Here is an 18,635-nt window from a genome sequence, read left to right as displayed (position 1 = left end):
CTGGACCTTTCGGTCGGGGCGCCTTTGCCGGGACTGCTCAAGTTGTGGTGCTTGCCTTGCGGCCTGCATGAACACTTAAGCAAAGTCCGTGCCAGGGGAATGCGTAGCGTCCCCGAAGGGAGGCTGCGCGTTGGCTGTCATAGGGGGAAGAGTCAGGGAAGGGCGATGGAAGGCGGCCGCACGCCTACGGCGCGGCGGGTCAGCCGTGCTTCATATCGGTGCAGGCAGTCGTGCGCGGCGCACCGGATTGGCGCGATGCGCGCCGTGCCGGCCTGCAAGGCAGGTCAGCCGCGAAGCGCCGCCTCGATCCCGCTGATGTCGATCTTTCCCATGGTCATCATGGCTTCGAACGCGCGCTTGGCCGCGGCCGGGTCGGGGTCGATGATCGCGGCGGACAGGATGCGCGGGGTGATCTGCCATGACAGTCCCCATTTGTCCTGGCACCAGCCGCAGACGTTGGCGCTGCCGCCGTTTTCGATGATCGCGTTCCACAGGCGGTCCGTCTCTTCCTGATCGTCAGTGGCGACCTGGAACGAAAAGGCCTGGTTGTGCTGGATGCCGGGGCCGCCGTTCAGCCCCAGGCAGGGAATGCCCATCACCGTGAATTCAACGGTCAGGACATCGCCTTGCTTGCCCGCGGGGTAGTCGCCGGGCGCACGGTGCACCGCCTTGACGGCGCTGTCCGGAAAGGTGCTGGCGTAGAACGTCGCGGCCTCCAGGGCGGCGCCGTCGTACCAGAGGCAAATCGTGTTTTTACTGAGCATGGTGTGTCTCCTGAGTGGATGTCCTGCCGTTGCTCCGCCTGCCGTCCGACGGACGCGGCCAGGGATTGCCGCCGTCAGCCGGCCAGCACCTGTTCCAGCTTGGCCTTCAGCGACGTGGCGGCTTGCGGCGCCCGCGCCAAGCCCGACTGGGCGAAGACACGCGCTCGTTCGCCCTCGCCCAGGTGCAGGGCGATGCGCGCCATGTTCAGTGTCTTGGCCGGATGGATCTGATCGGGGTCCGTCTGCTGCAGCAGACGCTCGCAACTCGCCGGATAGGTGTCGTATTGCGCAAAGAACGCGTGGCCCTGCCGCGCCCATTCGCTGACGAGGAATTCAACGTTCTCTTCCGCTTGCGCCATGTCCGCGCCGTACGCCCAGCCGAACGCGGGGCCGGGCGGCGGATCGATCCGGTCGCGAAAAACGCAATGCGATTCTTCGATCTCGGCGGGTGGCACGACGGATCCGCCTTCGCCGGGCAGGAAATCGAAGTGCGCGCCCAGGTTCAGGTAGCAGGCCTTGCCGCCGCTGGCCGCCTGCACATTGAAGACGTGAATGACCGGGCCGCGGATTCGACGCAGCGTCTGGCCCGTGCCGTCGAAACCTTCCTCTTTCAACACGGGAAAGAGCTGTTTGGACAGCAGTTTCAGGAACGCGGCGCGGGTCACGGCGGGCATAGGGGCTTGGGGGCTCGTCAAGGATGGGACATTATTGAACTTCCGCCGCGCCCGGGTCGTGCTCAAAATCGTGACATTTGAAACGGGAATAGACGCTGCAGCGCCGTCAGGCAAACGCCGCCTGCACGGCGTCGAAGGCGGCGGCCACCAGCGGATCGCCGCGCCACCCGGCCTGGGTGATGAAGGAGAGCTCCGCCTGGATGGCCAGCCCCTTCACCAGCAGCAGGCCATTGGCCTGGGATTCCCGCAACGCGATGGAGTCCCGCGCCAGCGACAAGCCCACGCCCGACCGCACCAGGTCCAGCATGGACGCTTCCTGATCCACCTCGGCGACCGCGTTGGGCGCCAGTCCCAAGGTGTTGAACTTGTCCGACAGCAGGCGATGGTGCACGGAGTCGGGCGGGGTCCAGATCCACGGCAGCGCGGCGATCTCGGCCCAGCCGCGCCCGGCCACCTGCGCGCCCCAACCCTTGGGGGCCACCACGTAATACGCGAACGACGCCAGCGGCAGCGCGTCCAGGCCGGGCTGGCTGGCGGCGGACGCCTGCGGGCCTAAGGAAAACCCCACGTCCAGATCGCCCGCCCGCACCTGCCGGCCCACCGACCCCGACATGCCGTGGCGCAGGGTGGGGCGAATTTTCGGGTAATGCTCCACCAGGTACTGCAGGGTGGCGCCCAGGCGCAGGAATTCCGGGTCCAGGATGGTGCCGATGCGCAATTCGCCTTGCACGGTGTCGCGCAAGGCGCCGATGGCGCGCTGGAAATCGTCCAGCGCGTCAAGGATGCGTAGCGCGGACGGCAGCAACGCGCGCCCGTCCGCGTTGGGCGCCAGCCCTTGCGCCGTGCGTGAGAACAAGGTCAGGTCCAGCGATTCCTGGAAGTTCTTCAACTGCAGGCTGAGCGCGGGCTGGGTCAGGTGCAGGTGTTCGGCCGCGCGCGTCAGATTGCCTTCGCGCGCCACGGCGGCGAAGGTCCGGATGTGCTTCAGGTCCATGGCGATGTCCGGAAGAAGGGGTGAGCATTATTAAAGATGCTTATAAGGTGATTTTCAACAATTCATTGGACAGTTTCGGGCTGCTGCGCCAGAGTCATGCCAGATGCCCGGTGCGCGTCCAGACGCCGCAACCGGGTCGGCTCACCGTGGCGGCAGCCCCCAGGCGCCGCCAACCAGATAAGAAGAGCTTATGGAGACATACGACTTCGTCATCGTCGGCGCAGGGTCGGCCGGCTGCGTGCTGGCCAACCGCCTGAGCCAGGACCCGGGCGCCCGGGTTCTGCTGCTGGAGGCCGGCGGCCGCGACAACTACCACTGGATCCACATCCCGGTGGGATACCTGTATTGCATCGGCAACCCGCGTACGGACTGGATGTACCGGACGGTCAAAGAGCCCGGTCTGGGTGGCCGTTCGCTGATTTATCCGCGCGGCCGGGTGCTGGGCGGATGCTCGTCCATCAACGGCATGATCTACATGCGCGGCCAGCGCGAGGACTACGAAGACTGGGCCGCGCTGTCCGGCGACCCGGCCTGGGGCTGGGACCAGGTGCTGCCGGTGTTCAAGCGCAGCGAGGACTACCACCGCGGCGCCGACGAATTCCACGGCGCGGGCGGCGAGTGGCGCGTCGAGTCCCAACGCTTGCGCTGGGACATCCTGGAAGCCTTTGCCGGTGCTGCCGAACAGGAAGGCATTCCGCGCGTGCAGGACTTCAACCGGGGCGACAACTTCGGCAGCGGCTACTTCGAAGTGAACCAGCGGGGCGGTTGGCGCTGGAACACGGCCAAGGCCTTCTTGCGGCCGGTGGCCAAGCGCCCGAACCTGCATGTGATGACGGGCGCGCAGGCTGAACAGCTGGTCTTTGAGGGCAAGCGCTGCGTCGGCGTGCAACTGCGGCGCAACGGGCAAAGCGTGACGGTGCGCGCGACGCGCGAAGTGGTGCTGGCGGCAGGCGCCGTCAACACGCCGCACCTGCTGGAATTGTCGGGCGTCGGCGAACCCGCGCGGCTGCGCGAAAGCGGCATTGCGCTGCGCCATGCCTTGCCGGGTGTGGGCGAGAATCTGCAAGACCACCTGCAACTGCGGGTCATCATCAAGGTCAACGGCGTCAAGACGCTGAACCGCATCGCTTCGTCATGGTGGGGCAAGGCCGGTATCGGCCTGGAGTATCTACTGAAACGTAGCGGTCCGATGAGCATGGCGCCATCCCAACTGGGGGCGTTCGCCAAGTCGGACCCGGGCCAGGCGCGCGCCAACGTGGAATTCCATGTGCAGCCGCTGTCGCTGGGCGCCTTCGGCGAACCGCTGCATGGCTTCGACGCGTTCACGGCCAGCGTGTGCAATCTGCGGCCGACGTCGCGCGGCAGCATACATGCGCAAGGCGCGGCGGGCACGCCGGAGGCCGCCACGCCCGTCATCGCGGCCAACTATCTCAGCACGGAAGCGGATATCCAGGTGGCGGCCGACTCGATCCGGCTGGTGCGCCGCATTGCGGCCGCGCCTGCGTTGCAGCGCTATCAACCGCAGGAATGGCTGCCCGGCCCGGCCTACCAGACGGACGCGCAGTTGCGCGAGGCCGCCGGCAAGATCGGCACCACCATCTTCCACCCGGTAGGCACCTGCGCAATGGGCAAGGACGCCGACAGCGGCGCGGTGGTGGACGCGCGGCTGCGGGTCTTCGGGCTGGTGGGCCTGCGCATCGCGGACGCGTCCGTCATGCCGCTGATCACGTCGGGCAACACCAATTCGCCGACCATCATGATCGCGGAACGCGCGGCCGACATGATCCGCGACGACGCGGGCATGTCGCGCAACGCGTAGCGCAACGCATCGCGCAACATTTCAGCGCAAGGACCGGTACGTGTCCTTGCGCTGCGGATGCGTCAGCATCACCTGCCAAAGCTGGCCCTCGCGCGATCGGAAGAAGCCCGCGCAGCACATCAGATAGTATTTCCACATGCGGTAGAAGCGCGTGCCGTAGCGTTCCTGCAGCGCGGGCCACGCGCGTTCGAAACGGTCCCACCACGCCATCAGCGTGCGGTCGTAGTCGGCGCCGAAGTTGTGCCAGTCTTCGATGATGAAGCGGTGTTCGACGGCGGACGCGATTTCGCGCGCGGACGGCAATTTGCCGTTCGGGAACACGTAGCGGTCGATCCAGGGGTCGGTGCTTTGGCTGGTGGCGGCGATGCCGATCGTGTGCAGCAGGAAGATGCCTTCCGGCGCCATGAGGCGCTGCACATTGCTGAAGTAGGTATCGTAGTTTTTCGGCCCCACGTGTTCGAACATGCCGACCGACACCACTTTGTCGAAACTGCCTTGCAGGTCGCGGTAGTCTTGCAGCAGCAGCTGCACGGGCAGGCCCTTGACCCGTTCCTGCGCCAGCGCCAGCTGCTCTTTCGACACCGTCACGCCGGTGACGACGGCGCCATAGTTCTCGGCGGCGAACTTGGCCAGCCCGCCCCAGCCGCAACCGATGTCCAGCAGGGTCTCGCCCGGCTTCAACTGCAACTTGCGGCAGATCATGTCCAGCTTGGCCAGCTGGGCGTCTTCCAGCGTCTGGGCGTGCTCCCAGTAGGCGCAGGAATAGATCATGCGGCTGTCCAGCATGGCCTCGAACACGTCGTTGCCGGCATCGTAGTGCTGTTCGCCGACTTCGAAGGCGCGGTGCTTGGATTGCAGGTTGAACAGTTTGTGCCGCAAGTGTTCGGCAATCAGCTTGATGCGGGCGACGCCCAGCGCCGCCGACCCCATGTCCGCGCGCAGCAGGCGGGTGAAAAGTTCGTCCAGCTGGTCGCAATCCCATTCTCCGTCCATATAGGACTCGCCCAGCCCCAGCGACCAGCTGGCGAAGACGCGCTCGTACATGTGCTTGTCGTGCACCTGGATATCCCAGGGGCGCGTGCCGTTGATCTGGACATCGGCGCGGGACAGCACGTCCTGGAGCACTTTGGGCGGTTCGGGGGGCGGAGGGCTGACAGCGGGGGAAGAATGGCCGGTGGCCAGCGGAGAGACGGGACTGCTTTGCTGCATACGGACTCCATATCAATTTTGGGAAGACTGATCTGGCAACGCCTGAAGCTTCACTCTCGCCCTAACGGGCCGGCAACTCCAATTTAATGATTGGATCGGCCCGATAGGTAACGGCAATTCCCACCGCGCCGGGAGCGCGTAGAAGAGGATGGGCTTGATCGTAGCGAGGCGCGGGCCGAGTGTCCAGCACGGGCAGCAGGCGGCGTTGCAGCCCCGCCTCCCGGCGCCGTTCAGGGGATTGTTCGACCGGCGCGATTACACTAGTCCGCCCAGTGCGCGGCCGTTTCGGCTTGCGCCGACCCGTGGAGTGTTTTGATGGTGGACGCCAGCCTGCAACCCCGTTTGGAATTCGTCACCTGCGCCAGCCCGGCCGGTCTGCACCGGATGGCGTACTGGGAATGGGGCGATCCCGCCAATGACCAGGTACTGGTCTGCGTCCACGGCCTGACCCGCAGCGGCCGCGACTTCGACGCGCTGGCGCGCCGCTTGGCCGGGCGCTACCGGGTGGTCTGCCCCGACGTGGTAGGCCGCGGCCGATCGGACTGGCTGGCCAACCCCGCGTTCTATACCGTGCCGCAATACGTGTCCGACATGGTCACGTTGATCGCGCGCCTGCGGCCGGCCCGGCTGGCCTGGGTGGGCACGTCGATGGGCGGGTTGATCGGCCTGGCGCTGTCGGGCGCCGCCGCGTTCGCCGGGGCCCTCCAGGCCATGCGTCCGCACGCGGGCATGCTGCCGGCGGGGCAGGGCATCCGCCTGGACAAGCTGGTGCTGAACGACGTGGGCCCGCGGCTGGAAACCGGCGCGTTGTCGCGCATCGGCCAGTACGTGGGCGAGCCGGGCGAATTCGCCACGTTCGAAGAGGCGGTGGCCACCATGCGCGCCAATTCCCAGACTTTCGGGCCGCACACCGACGCGCAATGGGCGGAATTGGCGCAGTACCTGTATCCCGAGTACGGCGGCAAATGGGTCAAGCACTACGACCTGGCGCTGGCTCAGCCGCTGGCGGCCCAGACGCCCGAAGAGCTGGCTGCCGGCGAACAGATCCTGTGGCGTTCCTATGATGCCGTGACGTGTCCGGTGCTGATCGTGCGCGGCGCGCTCTCAGACTTGCTGACGCCCGCCACCGTAGAAGAAATGCTCAAGCGCAATCCGCGCGCCCAGGCGCTGGAAGTGCCAGGCGTGGGGCATGCGCCCACGCTGATCGCCGACAGCCAGGTGGACCCGGTCGCGGCCTTTCTGCTGGCCTGACCGTCCGCCCTGCGATTATGGGGACAGCCCGGCGCTATCCACGTGGCCGGGCCTTCTCTACAATAGCCCCATGACATCGCCCACCCTGAACATCGATCTGCATTGCCATTCCACCGTCTCGGACGGCGCGCTCGCGCCCCGCGACGTGGCGCAGCGCGCGCATGCCAATGGCGTGGATGTCTGGGCGTTGACCGACCACGACGAAGTGGGCGGCCTGGCCGAAGCCGCCAGCGCGGCCAAGGACCTGGGCATGCGTTTTGCCACCGGCGTCGAGATTTCGGTGACGTGGGCCGGCCTGACGGTGCACATCGTAGGCTTGCAGTTCGACCCCGAAAACACCGCGCTGGTCGAAGGCCTGCGCCAGACCCGCTCGGGCCGGGCCGAGCGCGCCAAGCGCATCGGCGAACGCCTGGCGACCATGGGCATGCCCGGCGCCTACGAAGGCGCGCTGCCGTTCGCCGGCAACCCCGAACTGATCAGCCGCACGCACTTTGCGCGCTACCTGGTCGAAGCCGGTTACTGCCCCGACGTGCAAACTGTTTTCACCAAGCACCTGGGCGACGACCGGCCGGGCCATGTGCCCATGCAATGGGCCACCCTGGCTGAAGCGGTGGGCTGGATCCGTGGCGCGGGCGGCGTGGCCGTCATCGCCCACCCCGGCCGCTATAAATACACCCCGCTGCAATTCGCCGCGCTGTTCGACGAATTCCTGCAACTGGGCGGCCTGGGCATCGAAGTCAACACCGGCAGCCACACCGCCGAAGAGGCCCGCCAGTACGCCGACGTCGCGCGCCGCTACGGGTTCCTGGCCTCGCGCGGGTCGGATTTCCACAGCCCCAAGGAAAGCCGGATGGACCTGGGCCGTTTGCCGCCGCTGCCGTCCGACTTGAAGCCGGTCTGGCACGACTGGTTCTGACGCGGGCGGCCATCGCCGCCCATCCTGCAAGCCATCGATTGTGAGCGCGCCCCCGCGGCGCATCCGCCATGAATAAAGCCTTTGTGAAAGAGTCCGACAACGAGGACGACGACGATCTGCCGCAAACCCAGGCGTTGCCGGCAGGCACCAAGAACTACATAACTCCCGAAGGCTACGAACGCCTTCGCGGCGAACTGACGCACCTGATGAACGTGGAGCGCCCGTCTGTCGTGCAAGTGGTGTCCTGGGCGGCGTCCAACGGCGACCGCTCCGAAAACGGCGATTACCTGTACGGCAAGAAGCGCCTGCGCGAGATCGACCGCCGCATGCGCTTTTTGACCAAGCGGCTGGACATCGCCGAAGTGGTCGACCCCGCCGCGCAGCCCAACCGCGACCAGGTGTTCTTCGGCGCCACGGTGTCGTATTCGGACAAGGCCGGCGAAGACCACACGGTCACCATCGTGGGCGTGGACGAGGCCGAGCCGCTGGCCGGCAAGATCAGCTGGATTTCGCCGGTGGCGCGCGCGCTGATCAAGGCCCGCGAAGGCGACACCGTCGTGCTGCGCACCCCGGGCGGCATCGAAGAGCTGGATATCCTGGAAGTCAGCTACCCGTAGCCCCAAAAGGAAACAGGCGCCAGCTTGTGGCCGGCGCCTGTTTGGTTGGGAGGGATCTGACGTCCCTGCCTCGGTGTGTGGCGGCTTTCGCCGCCGTTCCCCTGGGGCTTGCTGCTAATTCAATTCCGTGGGTTCCCGACGCTTACTTCTTGCGCGCCGCGATCGATTTTTCGGCCATGTTGACCAGGTCTTCGCCGATCTGCTTCTTCCACTTGTCATAGACGGGCTGGGTGACCTTGGCGAAGGCGTCGTGCTCGGCCTGAGACAGCGACGTCACGGTGACGCCATGGCCGGCGATCTCTTTCAGCAGCGACGGGTCTTCGGGCGTGACGCCCTTGCGCGCGATCACGATCTGCTGCTTGCCCGCGTCAAGCGCTGCCTGGCGCACGATGTCGCGGTCCTTTTCCGACCACGAATTCCAGACTTCGCGGTTGACCACGAAGATCAGCGGATCGGCCACGTAGTTCCACAAGGTCAGGTATTTCTGGCCCACGGTGTACAGCTTGGAGCCCGTGTAGATGGACAGGGGATTTTCCTGGCCGTCCACCGCGCCACTGGCCAGCGCCGGCTGCGCGTCGGCCCAGCTCATCTGCGTGGGGTTGGCGCCCAGCGCCGTGAACGTGTCGATGTACAGCGGCGAACCCACCACGCGCAGCTTCATGCCCTTCATGTCTTCGGGCTTCTTGATGTCGCGCTTGGAGTTGCTGAGCTGGCGGTAGCCGTTTTCGCCCCAGGCCAGCGGCACCACGCCGGCTTTCTCGATCAGCTTGAACATTTCCTTGCCCACGTCGCCTTGCACCAGCGCGTCGATGGCGGCGTAGTCGGGCATCAGGAAGGGCAGCGAGAACAGGTTCAGCTGCTTGACCTGCGGCGACCAGTTGATGGTGGAGCCCACCGCCATGTCGATCACGCCCTGGCGGATCGCCGTGAATTCGCGGGTCTGGTCGCCCTGGACCAGCGAGGTGCCGGGATACACCTTGATGTTGATGCGGCCCTGGGTGCGCTCGCGCACCAGGTTGGACCAGATTTCGGCGCCTTGGCCCCACGGGAAGGTGGTGCCCACCACGATGGACAGCTTGTACTCGGGCTTGTAGTTCTGCGCGGCGGCGGGCGCTGTGCCGACCACGGCGGCGGCGCACAGCGCGGCGCCGATCAGGTTGCGGAAGTTCATGCGATGTCTCCTCTCTCTGCGAGTGTGTCTGTTGTTGTCTTGAGATCCAGCACTTCAATAACCCAGCTTCAATAACCTAATTTGTGCGGCAGCCACAGCGCCAGCTGCGGGAACACCAGCACCGCCACCAGCACCAGGAACATGGCGCCCAGCAGCCACACCACCCAGCGCACCGTGGACTCCATCGGCACGCGCGCGATGCGGCACGACACCATCAGGTTCACGGCCAGCGGCGGGGTGAACTGGCCCAGTGCCACCTTCAGCGTCAGGATCACCCCGAACCACACGGGATCCCAGCCGTAGGCGTTGGCGATCGGCATCAGCAGCGGCACGAAGATCAGGAAGATCGAGATCCCGTCCAGAAACATGCCCACCGTCATCAGCAGCAGGATCAACAGCGACAGCACGCCCCATTCGCCCAGCCCGGAATTGACGATGGCGTTGGTGATCGGGTCGATTACGCTCAACGTGGACAAGGCCCAGGCGAAGATGCCGGCCAGCGTCACCACCAGCATGATCACGGCGGACAGCTCGGCGGCTTCGCGCAGGATGGTGTACAGGTCGCGCAACTTGATGGTGCGGTGGATGAAGCTGCCGACGAACAAGCCATAGAACACGGCGACGACCGCGGCTTCGGTGGGCGTGAACCAGCCCATGCGCATGCCGCCCAGGATCAGCACGGGCGCCGCCAGGCCCCAGGACGCTTCCCGCAGGCTCGCCCAGAAGGGCGGGCGCGGCAGGTGCGATTCCAGCGCGCCCATCTTGTGTTTGCGCGACAGCCACACGGCCGGCACGATCAGCGCCAGGCCCGCCAGGATGCCGGGGATCATGCCGGCGGCGAACAGCGCGGGCACCGAGGCGCCCGGCACCAGCACCGAATAGATGATGAAGGCGACGGACGGCGGGATCAGGATGTCGGTGGCGGCGCCCGCGGCCACGATCGAGGCCGAGAACGAGGCGGGGTAGCCCGCGCGCGACATGGCCGTGATCATCACGGCGCCCACGGCGGCCGCGCAAGCCGGGCCCGAGCCCGATATGCCGCCCAGGAACATCGCGACGGCGATGGACACCAGCGGCAGCATGCCCGGGCCGCGGCCCACGATGGCGATGGCGAAGTCCACCAGTCGCTTGGCCACGCCCGACCGGTCGAAGATGGAGCCGACCAGCACGAACATGGGAATGGCCAGCAACGGGTACTTGGCCAGGCCGGCGTAGAAGTTCTGCGGCACGGTCAACAGGCCATACCAGGGCGTGTCCAGGTTGGACAGCACGATGGCGACGGTGCCGCCGATGCCCAGCGCCACGCCGACCGGCACCCCGATCAGCATCAGCACGATGAAGACGGCAAAGAGGATGGCGGCGATCATTTGGCGGGGGCCCCGGTGCTGCGCACGAGGCGGCGGAGGATGCCCAAGGTGCGCAGCGAGATCGCCGCGGCCATCACGGGCAGCCAGATCGAATACCACCAGGTCGGCACGCCGATCGCGGGAGAGGTCTCTTCGTAGATGAACTCGTCCGCCACCAGCTTCACCGACAGCACGGTCAGCAGCAGGAAGAACGCCAGCACGCAGCTGTGAGAAATCAGCGCCATGATGCGCTGGCGGCGCGGCGAGCCGTTGTCGGCCAGGATCTCGATGCGGATATGGTGGTTGCGGACAAAGGCCACGCTGCCGCCTGCCATCGTCAGCACGATCAGCAGGAACACCGAGATCTCTTCGGTCCAGGCGAACGACTGGTCGGTGAAATAGCGCACCAGCACGTTCATGAAGGTGATCAGGGCCAGCGTGGCCAGCAGGATCACGGCCAGCCATTCTTCGATGGCCAGCGGCACCTTTACGGCGGGATCTGCTTCAACGGGGATGATCGGTTCGACAGGCTCGGCGGGGGCTTCGGGGTGGGACATGGGGTGAGGCGACGGCTTCGGCGCTTGACGCGCGTTCTATGAATAAGTCGCTGCATCCTACCGTTGCCCCGCAGACGCGATAGTTCGTGTTTTCCCGTGGTGCGGGGTGGCAGCAACATGCTGCATCGCACCAGAAGACGTTGGCGCCGGAAGCGTCTGTCGCCGATAAACCGCGTCCCGGGCTCGGCTTTATTCTTATATTGCTTCGCACCAATCCGGTGCGAGGCGATTGGAATTCTTTTGTAACACTGGGGAAAACAAGGGGTTGGAACGGTTCTTGAACAAGCGCTCCGGGAAAACCCCCTAAACAGGTAAAATCACTTTTTGCACCCATCCTTATACGGCGCCCGCATCGTGTCCCTAGTTCAGCATCTGCCTGGTTCCTCCGTCCTGTCCTCCTTTCGTCGTGATCGCCTTCTTGCGCAACTGAAGGAAGCCGGCCTGCCGGTGGCCGACATCTCCGCCCGTTACGAGCACTTCGTCAGCACCGACGCCGCCCTGACGGCCGAACAGCAGCAACATCTGACCCAACTGCTGGATTACGGCACGCCCAGCACGGCTGAAACGCCGGCCAAGAGCCTGTCCCTGCTGGTCATTCCGCGCCTGGGCACCATTTCCCCGTGGGCCAGCAAGGCCACCGACATTGCCCACAACTGTGGCTTGTCGTCGGTGCATCGCATCGAACGCGGCGTGCGTTACGTGATCACCCCGGAACGCGGCCTGCTGGGCGTGAAGTCCTTCGACGACGCCATGCTGGCGCGCGCGGCCGACTGCCTGCACGACCGCATGACCGAAACCGTGGTCGACGCCAGCTTCGACGGCCAGGCGCTGTTCCAGGCGCTGGCCGGCAAGCCGATGCGCACCGTGGGCGTACTGGCCCATGGCGTCCAGGCCTTGGCGGAAGCCAACGTCTCGCTGGGCCTGGCCCTGTCGGAAGACGAAATCGAATACCTGGCCAAGTCGTTCACGGACCTGGGGCGGGACCCCACCGACGTGGAACTGATGATGTTCGCCCAGGCCAACAGCGAACATTGCCGCCACAAGATCTTCAATGCCGATTGGGTGATCGACGGCCAGGAACAGCCCAATACGCTGTTCGGCATGATCCGCGCCACGCACAAGGCGCAGCCGGAAGGCACGGTCGTCGCCTACTCGGATAACGCCGCCATCATGGAAGGCGGCCCCGCGCAGCGCTTCCAGGCGGGCGTGCCCGGGGTCACGGGCGAGGGCGCCGACGGCGCCAAGTACATCCGCCGCGACACCACCGTGCACACGCTGATGAAGGTGGAAACGCACAACCACCCGACCGCGATCGCGCCGTTCCCCGGCGCCTCGACGGGCGCGGGCGGCGAAATCCGCGACGAAGGCGCCACCGGCCGGGGCTCCAAGCCCAAGGCCGGCCTGACCGGCTTCACCGTGTCGCACCTGCGTTTCGACGACGCGCTGCAACCCTGGGAAGCCGACCACCACGGCCTGCCCGAGCGCATCGCTTCGCCCTTGTCCATCATGATCGACGGCCCCATCGGCGGCGCGGCGTTCAACAATGAATTCGGCCGGCCCAATCTGCTGGGCTACTTCCGTTCGTTCGAGCAGACCGCCGGCGGCACGCGCTGGGGCTACCACAAGCCCATCATGATCGCGGGCGGCCTGGGCAGCATCGACGCGGGCCTGACCCACAAAGACGTGATTCCCCCCGGCGCGCTGCTGATCCAGCTGGGCGGCCCGGGCTTCCGTATCGGCATGGGCGGCGGCGCCGCCTCCAGCATCAGCATGGGCAGCAACTCGGCCGAGCTGGACTTCGATTCCGTCCAACGCGGCAACCCCGAAATCGAACGCCGGGCCCAGGAAGTCATCGACCGCTGCTGGCAGCAGGCCGAAAATAACCCCATCATCGCGATCCACGACGTGGGCGCGGGCGGCTTGTCCAATGCCTTCCCGGAACTGGTCAACGACGCCGGCCGTGGCGCCATCTTCGATCTGAAGCGCGTGCCGCTGGAAGAGTCGGGCCTGTCGCCCGCCGAAATCTGGAGCAACGAATCGCAGGAACGCTATGTCCTGTCGATCCTGCCCAAGGACCTGGAACGCTTCGACGCCATCGCGCGCCGCGAGCGCTGCCCGTATGCGGTCGTGGGCGTGGCGACCGAAGAGCGCCAACTGCGCGTGGTGGACGGCGAAGGCCTGCCGGGCCTGGACACGATTCGCCCGCAAGGCGAGGCCGAGGTCCGCCCCGTGGACGTGCCGATCGACGTGATCCTGGGCAAGCCGCCGCGCATGACGCGCGACGTGCGCCGCCTGCCTGGCGTGTCCGCGCCGCTGGATCTGGCCGGCATCGACCTGACCGAAGCCGCCTACCGCGTGCTGCGCCACCCCACGGTGGCCAACAAGTCCTTCCTGATCACGATCGGCGACCGCACCGTTGGCGGCCTGTCCAGCCGCGACCAGATGGTCGGCCCCTGGCAGGTGCCGGTGGCGGATTGCGCCGTCACCCTGGCCGACTACGAAGGCTTCCGCGGCGAAGCCATGTCGATGGGCGAACGCACGCCCATCGCCATGCTGGACGCCCCGGCCTCCGGCCGCATGGCCGTGGCCGAAGCCCTGACCAACCTGGCCGCCGCCGACGTGGCGCGCCTGGAAGACATCAAGCTGTCTGCCAACTGGATGGCTGCCTGCGGCGTGGACGGCCAGGACGCCGCCCTGTACGACACCGTGTCCGCCGTCAGCGAGCTGTGCCAGGCCACCGGCCTGTCCATCCCGGTGGGCAAGGATTCCCTGTCCATGAAGACGTCCTGGCAACAGGACGGCGAACAGCGCCAGGTCGTGGCGCCGGTGTCGCTCGTCGTCACGGCGTTCGCGCCGGTTGCCGACGTGCGCGCCAGCCTGACCCCGCAGCTGCGCACCGACGCGGGCGACAGCGTGCTGATCCTGATCGACCTGGGCCGTGGCCGCCACCGCATGGGCGGTTCGATCCTGACGCAGACCTACAACCAGGTCGGCGAAACCGTGCCGGACATCGATTCGCCGCAAGACCTGCGCGCCTTCTTCATCACGATCCGCACCCTGGCCGAAGCCGGCACCATCCTGGCCTACCACGACCGTTCCGACGGCGGCCTGTTCGCCACCCTGACCGAAATGGCCTTCGCCGGCCGCACCGGCGTCTCGGTGAACCTGGACATGCTGACCTTCGATCCGCAGTCGGCGGATTGGGGCGACTACAAGATCCGCCCGGATCAAGTGAAGGTGCAGCGCGAAGAGCTGACGCTCAAGGCCCTGTTCTCGGAAGAGGCCGGCGCCGTGATCCAGGTGCCGGCATCGCAGCGCGACGCCGTCATGCAAGTGCTGCGCGGCGCGGGCCTGTCGGCCCACTCGCACGTCATCGGCGGCCTGAACGGCGCCGACGAAGTGGAGTTCTACCGCGACGGCAAGAAGGTCTGGGGCCAGCCGCGCGCTGAACTGGGCCGTGCCTGGAGCGAAGTGTCCTACCGCATCATGGCGCGACGCGACAACCCCGCCTGCGCCCAAGCCGAACTGGACGTCTGGAACGACACGACCGACCCGGGCATGAGCCCGAACGTGGCCTTCGATCCTCAGGAAAACGTGGCCGCCCCGTTCATCAACACCGGCAAGCGACCCCGCGTGGCGATCCTGCGCGAGCAGGGCTGCAACAGCCAGGTCGAAATGGCCTGGGCGTTCGACACCTCGGGCTTCGAGGCCATCGACGTCCACATGACCGACCTGCTGGCCGGCCGCGTGGACCTGGCGCAGATGCAGGGCCTGGTGGCCGTGGGCGGTTTCAGCTACGGCGACGTGCTGGGCGCCGGCGAAGGCTGGGCGCGCACCATCCGCTTCAACAGCCAACTGTCGGACCAGTTCGCCGCCTACTTCGCGCGTCCGGACACGTTCGCGCTGGGCGTGTGCAACGGCTGCCAGATGATGGCCGCGCTGGCTCCGATGATTCCGGGCGCCGAGCACTGGCCGCGCTTCACGCGCAACCAGTCGGAAAAGTATGAGGCGCGCCTGTCGATGGTGGAATTGGCCAAGTCGCCGTCCATCTTCTTCGCCGGCATGGAAGGCGCCCGCATCCCGGTCGCCGTGGCCCATGGCGAAGGCTTTGCCGACTTCTCGCAGCAAGGCGACGCCGGCCGTGTGCTGACCGCCGCGCGCTACATCGACAATCGCGGTCAAGCCACCGAGGCCTATCCGTTCAACCCGAACGGCAGCCCGGGCGGCCTGACCTCGGTCACCACCGCGGACGGCCGTTTCACCGTGATGATGCCGCACCCGGAACGCGTGACGCGCAATGTCATGATGTCGTGGGCGCCCGAGAAATGGGGCAATGCGGACAAGGGCGGCGCTTACAGCCCGTGGATGCGCATCTTCCGCAACGCGCGTGTCTGGCTGAAGTAAGGCCGGGCGCAAACCTCCTTGGCCCTGACCGGGCCAGGGCAAAAAAACGGGCTTCCGCCCGTTTTTTTTGCGGCTGCGAATCAGTACTGCGCGTTGCGCGGGGTCGCCGCTTCGCGTATGAACTGCACGGCCAGTTCTTCGGCCGCCGGCGTCAGCGGCTGTCCGGCGCGCTGAAGCAGGCTGATCACATAGGCGGGCAGGGGCTCTTCGACAGGCACGATTTCCAGCTGCTCGCGCAGCAATCCCGTGGTGACGAGGGCCGTGGGCAGCAGCGCCATGCGGTCGCTGTTGGCGACCAGCGCGGCGGCGTCGATCAGCCCGTCCGTGTGCATATCCACACGGGGCAGCCCCAGCCGGGCCTGGTCGAATACCTGATACACGGACGCGCCCGGCTGGCCGGGCGGGCCGGCCACCGCGAACACCACGTCCAGCAATGCCTTCAGGGACCGCGCGTGCCGCATGGGATGGTCGCGGCGCGCCACGACGACCATCGGACTGTTCATCAGCGTGCGCGCCTTCACGTGCGCGTCCGGCATGTCGTGGCCCAACGGGCAGATGGCGAAGTCCAGCAACCCGTCCAGCAGCAGCGGCGTCAGCGTGTGACACAAGCCGGTGCGGCTGCTGAGCTCCACTTCGGGATAAATCAGACGGAATCGGTGGATGGCCGACGGCGCCAGCAGCATCGAGGCGACGGCCGAAATGCCGTATTGCACCTTGCCGCTGCGGTCGCCGCGCATCTGCGCCATGGTGTCGCGGGCGCGCTTGGTCTCGTGGACCAGGTGCTGCGCATGCGGCAGGAAACGCTTGCCGTAGTCGTTGGGCCGCATGCCCTTGGCGTGGCGCTCGAACAGCGGCAAACCCAGCGTGCGTTCCAGCCGGCGCAGGGATTTGGTCATGGCGGGCTGGGTCTGTCCCGTGGCGCGGGCCGCCGCATGCACGCTGCCGTGCTGCGTGACGGCAAGGAAATCAAACACCTGCTGCAACTTCATTCTGATGTCTCCCCGTTATGGTTTTGCCGCGTCGGTCCTGGGTTTGGCCGACGGCTGGCCTCTCATGTGCTCAATGACCGTAGTTCATTAACCAGGGACCGGCAACCCTGCGGCGGGGAGGCGCTTGACCGATGTCAAAGGCGTGTAACCCAATGAGATATTTAACTTTTCATTGCATTGGGCCGTTAATGGGCTAAGCGTTATGCAACCCGGAGTGGCCTTTCATGTTCAAGAATTTAAGTATCCGCGCAATCCTGACGTCCGCCCTGGGCGTCTTCTTTGCGCTTTTCCTGGTGACCGGCATCGCCGTTCATCAGCAACTGACGTCCAACCGCACTTCCATTGAATTGCTGCTGGACACCAACCTGGTGCGCGCCAACGCGGTGGACAGCGCAGGCGCCGAATTGCTGCGCGCGCGCCTCGTCCTGCTGGCGGCGCAGAGCGCGTTGCTGGAAGGCAAGAACATCGACAGCCTGGCCAGCATGCAGCGGCTGGACGGCTACACCAAGAAGGCGTCGGACCTGATCGACATCGCCCGCAAGCAGCCCGAGACGTCCGCCGAAGGCAAACCCTTGTTCGATGCCGCGCTGGCCGCCTACGACGTCTACCAGCGCGACGCCATCGCGCCGATGGTGGCGGCCATCCGTGCCGGCAAGCCGCAGGACGCCAGCCGGCTGAACCTTGAAAAGGTCACGCCGCTGGGCATCGCGTTCACGCAAGCCATCCAGAAGTATGTGGACTATGCCGACGACGTGGGCCAGCGCGTGGCGCGCGACACGTCCACGCGCATCAACGGCGCGATCGTGCTGCTGGCCTGTCTGCTGGCGGTGGTGGCCGTGCTGGTAGTCAGCCTGTACGTGATCTTCGCGCGCTCGGTTTTCCGCCCCTTGCACGACGCCGGACGCTTGTTCGACCGCATCGCCGGGGGTGACCTCAGTAACCGCATCGAGCAGCGCGGCGACAACGAGATCGGCGTGCTGTATGCCGCCGTCAAGCGCATGCAGGACAGCCTGGCCCGCACGGTTTCCGCCGTGCGGCTGGGCGTGGAAGAGATCCACACCGGTTCGCGCGAGATCGCGGCCGGCAACATCGACCTGTCATCCCGCACCGAGCAGCAGGCGGCGTCGCTGGAGGAAACCGCGGCCAGCATGGACGAACTGTCGTCCACCGTGAAGAACAACGCCGACAGTTCGCGCAACGCGTCGCAACTGGCGACGGCGGCTTCTGAAGTGGCCTCGCGCGGCGGCAGGGCCGTGGGTGACGTGGTGGGCACGATGCGTGGCATTGCCGACAGTTCCAAGCGCATCGCCGACATTGTCGGCGTGATCGACGGCATCGCCTTCCAGACCAACATCCTGGCGCTGAACGCGGCGGTGGAAGCGGCGCGCGCGGGCGAGCAGGGCAAGGGCTTCGCGGTGGTGGCCAGCGAAGTGCGCGCGCTGGCGCAACGCAGCGGCCAGGCCGCCAAGGAAATCAAGGGATTGATCGACGAGTCCGTGCAGAAGGTGTCGATCGGGTCGGATCAGGTGGAAGCCGCCGGCGCCACCATGCAAGAGATCGTGGTGTCGGTGCGCCGCGTGACCGACATCATCAACGAGATCTCCAGCGCGTCCGAAGAGCAGTCGCAAGGCATCCAGCAGGTGAATCAGGCGGTATCTCAGATGGATAGCGTGACGCAGCAGAACGCGGCGCTGGTTGAAGAAGCGGCGGCGTCCGCCGCATCGCTGGAGACCCAGGCGCAACGCCTGCGCGAAGCCGTGGCGGTGTTCAAGCTGCACGCCGGCGGCCGGGTGATCGACGCGGAGGCGTCCGCGTTGGGACGCGGCGCGGAACCTGCGCTGATCGGGGCCTGACGACGGCCCGGATGGAAGCGGCCTCGGCCGTCTTGATGCCATGAAAAATGCCCCGCGAGGGGCATTTTTCA

At 66.4% G+C, this 18,635-nt stretch carries 14 protein-coding genes; 6 read left to right on the top strand and 8 right to left on the bottom strand.

The genetic code is table 11. The features are described from left to right. Positions 1 to 284 precede the first annotated feature (284 nt). From A9973_RS10220 to A9973_RS10210, 3 genes are all read right to left on the bottom strand, one after another. Complete coding sequence (locus A9973_RS10220) at positions 285 to 764, bottom strand: VOC family protein (RefSeq protein ID WP_183013643.1); 480 nt, start codon at positions 762 to 764, stop codon at positions 285 to 287. A gap of 74 nt (positions 765 to 838) precedes the next feature. Beyond that, on the bottom strand, positions 839 to 1,438 hold the full coding sequence (locus A9973_RS10215) for a DUF4304 domain-containing protein (RefSeq protein ID WP_183013642.1): 600 nt from the start codon (positions 1,436 to 1,438) through the stop codon (positions 839 to 841). Between the two features lie 106 nt (positions 1,439 to 1,544). Beyond that, positions 1,545 to 2,432 carry a LysR family transcriptional regulator gene (locus A9973_RS10210; RefSeq protein WP_183013641.1) on the bottom strand — a complete coding sequence of 296 codons (888 nt, stop codon included), beginning with the start codon at positions 2,430 to 2,432 and terminating at the stop codon, positions 1,545 to 1,547. Positions 2,433 to 2,622: 190 nt separating this feature from the next. Here A9973_RS10210 and A9973_RS10205 point away from each other — a divergent pair, with 190 nt between their 5' ends. Next, positions 2,623 to 4,251 carry a GMC family oxidoreductase gene (locus A9973_RS10205; protein WP_183013640.1) on the top strand — a complete coding sequence of 543 codons (1,629 nt, stop codon included), beginning with the start codon at positions 2,623 to 2,625 and terminating at the stop codon, positions 4,249 to 4,251. Positions 4,252 to 4,272: 21 nt separating this feature from the next. Here the strand turns inward: A9973_RS10205 and cfa are convergent, their stop codons facing one another. Next, on the bottom strand, positions 4,273 to 5,460 hold the full coding sequence (gene cfa, locus A9973_RS10200; protein ID WP_183013639.1) for a cyclopropane fatty acyl phospholipid synthase: 1,188 nt from the start codon (positions 5,458 to 5,460) through the stop codon (positions 4,273 to 4,275). 315 nt (positions 5,461 to 5,775) lie between these two features. On the opposite strand from cfa, the gene A9973_RS10195 reads away from it, so the two are divergent. The 3 genes from A9973_RS10195 (at position 5,776) to greB (ending at position 8,244) form a co-directional block, all read left to right on the top strand. Next, positions 5,776 to 6,711: an alpha/beta fold hydrolase gene (locus tag A9973_RS10195; protein WP_183013638.1), complete on the top strand. Its 936-nt coding sequence runs from the start codon at positions 5,776 to 5,778 to the stop codon at positions 6,709 to 6,711. A gap of 70 nt (positions 6,712 to 6,781) precedes the next feature. Further along, the gene (locus A9973_RS10190) at positions 6,782 to 7,627 is read left to right on the top strand and encodes a 3',5'-nucleoside bisphosphate phosphatase (RefSeq protein ID WP_183013637.1); all 846 of its coding nucleotides are present in this window, start codon (positions 6,782 to 6,784) and stop codon (positions 7,625 to 7,627) included. A gap of 68 nt (positions 7,628 to 7,695) precedes the next feature. After that, positions 7,696 to 8,244 (top strand): transcription elongation factor GreB, encoded by a 549-nt coding sequence (gene greB / locus A9973_RS10185; protein WP_183013636.1) that lies wholly within the window; start codon positions 7,696 to 7,698, stop codon positions 8,242 to 8,244. Positions 8,245 to 8,386: 142 nt separating this feature from the next. Here the strand turns inward: greB and A9973_RS10180 are convergent, their stop codons facing one another. From A9973_RS10180 to A9973_RS10170, 3 genes are all read right to left on the bottom strand, one after another. Next, the gene (locus A9973_RS10180) at positions 8,387 to 9,415 is read right to left on the bottom strand and encodes a DctP family TRAP transporter solute-binding subunit (protein WP_183013635.1); all 1,029 of its coding nucleotides are present in this window, start codon (positions 9,413 to 9,415) and stop codon (positions 8,387 to 8,389) included. A 68-nt stretch (positions 9,416 to 9,483) separates the two neighbouring features. Continuing rightward, positions 9,484 to 10,782 (bottom strand): TRAP transporter large permease, encoded by a 1,299-nt coding sequence (locus A9973_RS10175; RefSeq protein WP_183013634.1) that lies wholly within the window; start codon positions 10,780 to 10,782, stop codon positions 9,484 to 9,486. Continuing rightward, entirely contained in the window at positions 10,779 to 11,318 is a 540-nt protein-coding gene (locus tag A9973_RS10170; protein WP_183013633.1) for a TRAP transporter small permease, read from the bottom strand. Before A9973_RS10170 ends, A9973_RS10175 begins: the two co-directional genes overlap by 4 nt. Before the next feature lie 354 nt (positions 11,319 to 11,672). On the opposite strand from A9973_RS10170, the gene purL reads away from it, so the two are divergent. Then, the gene (gene purL, locus A9973_RS10165) at positions 11,673 to 15,722 is read left to right on the top strand and encodes a phosphoribosylformylglycinamidine synthase (protein ID WP_183013632.1); all 4,050 of its coding nucleotides are present in this window, start codon (positions 11,673 to 11,675) and stop codon (positions 15,720 to 15,722) included. A gap of 80 nt (positions 15,723 to 15,802) precedes the next feature. On the opposite strand, the gene A9973_RS10160 is transcribed toward purL, so the two are convergent. Then, on the bottom strand, positions 15,803 to 16,711 hold the full coding sequence (locus A9973_RS10160) for a LysR substrate-binding domain-containing protein (protein ID WP_183013631.1): 909 nt from the start codon (positions 16,709 to 16,711) through the stop codon (positions 15,803 to 15,805). A gap of 224 nt (positions 16,712 to 16,935) precedes the next feature. On the opposite strand from A9973_RS10160, the gene A9973_RS10155 reads away from it, so the two are divergent. Beyond that, positions 16,936 to 18,564 (top strand): methyl-accepting chemotaxis protein, encoded by a 1,629-nt coding sequence (locus A9973_RS10155; RefSeq protein ID WP_183013630.1) that lies wholly within the window; start codon positions 16,936 to 16,938, stop codon positions 18,562 to 18,564. Positions 18,565 to 18,635 lie beyond the last annotated feature (71 nt).

This window comes from Achromobacter sp. UMC46, assembly GCF_014170335.1.
In the GTDB taxonomy this organism is placed as follows: domain Bacteria; phylum Pseudomonadota; class Gammaproteobacteria; order Burkholderiales; family Burkholderiaceae_B; genus Achromobacter.
The sequence above is the reverse complement of the archived record's forward strand: the minus strand, read 5'-3'. Positions and strand labels throughout refer to the sequence as shown.

What these genes read in the sequence shown, in the direction of transcription:
- greB (WP_183013636.1), top strand. Translation starts at nt 7,696, where the DNA reads ATGAATAAAGCCTTTGTGAAAGAGTCCGACAACGAGGACGACGACGAT.
- A9973_RS10170 (WP_183013633.1), bottom strand. Translation starts at nt 11,318, where the DNA reads ATGTCCCACCCCGAAGCCCCCGCCGAGCCTGTCGAACCGATCATCCCC.
- A9973_RS10205 (WP_183013640.1), top strand. Translation starts at nt 2,623, where the DNA reads ATGGAGACATACGACTTCGTCATCGTCGGCGCAGGGTCGGCCGGCTGC.
- A9973_RS10155 (WP_183013630.1), top strand. Translation starts at nt 16,936, where the DNA reads ATGTTCAAGAATTTAAGTATCCGCGCAATCCTGACGTCCGCCCTGGGC.
- A9973_RS10160 (WP_183013631.1), bottom strand. Translation starts at nt 16,711, where the DNA reads ATGAAGTTGCAGCAGGTGTTTGATTTCCTTGCCGTCACGCAGCACGGC.
- A9973_RS10180 (WP_183013635.1), bottom strand. Translation starts at nt 9,415, where the DNA reads ATGAACTTCCGCAACCTGATCGGCGCCGCGCTGTGCGCCGCCGCCGTG.
- cfa (WP_183013639.1), bottom strand. Translation starts at nt 5,460, where the DNA reads ATGCAGCAAAGCAGTCCCGTCTCTCCGCTGGCCACCGGCCATTCTTCC.
- A9973_RS10220 (WP_183013643.1), bottom strand. Translation starts at nt 764, where the DNA reads ATGCTCAGTAAAAACACGATTTGCCTCTGGTACGACGGCGCCGCCCTG.
- A9973_RS10195 (WP_183013638.1), top strand. Translation starts at nt 5,776, where the DNA reads ATGGTGGACGCCAGCCTGCAACCCCGTTTGGAATTCGTCACCTGCGCC.
- A9973_RS10190 (WP_183013637.1), top strand. Translation starts at nt 6,782, where the DNA reads ATGACATCGCCCACCCTGAACATCGATCTGCATTGCCATTCCACCGTC.
- A9973_RS10175 (WP_183013634.1), bottom strand. Translation starts at nt 10,782, where the DNA reads ATGATCGCCGCCATCCTCTTTGCCGTCTTCATCGTGCTGATGCTGATC.
- A9973_RS10215 (WP_183013642.1), bottom strand. Translation starts at nt 1,438, where the DNA reads ATGCCCGCCGTGACCCGCGCCGCGTTCCTGAAACTGCTGTCCAAACAG.
- A9973_RS10210 (WP_183013641.1), bottom strand. Translation starts at nt 2,432, where the DNA reads ATGGACCTGAAGCACATCCGGACCTTCGCCGCCGTGGCGCGCGAAGGC.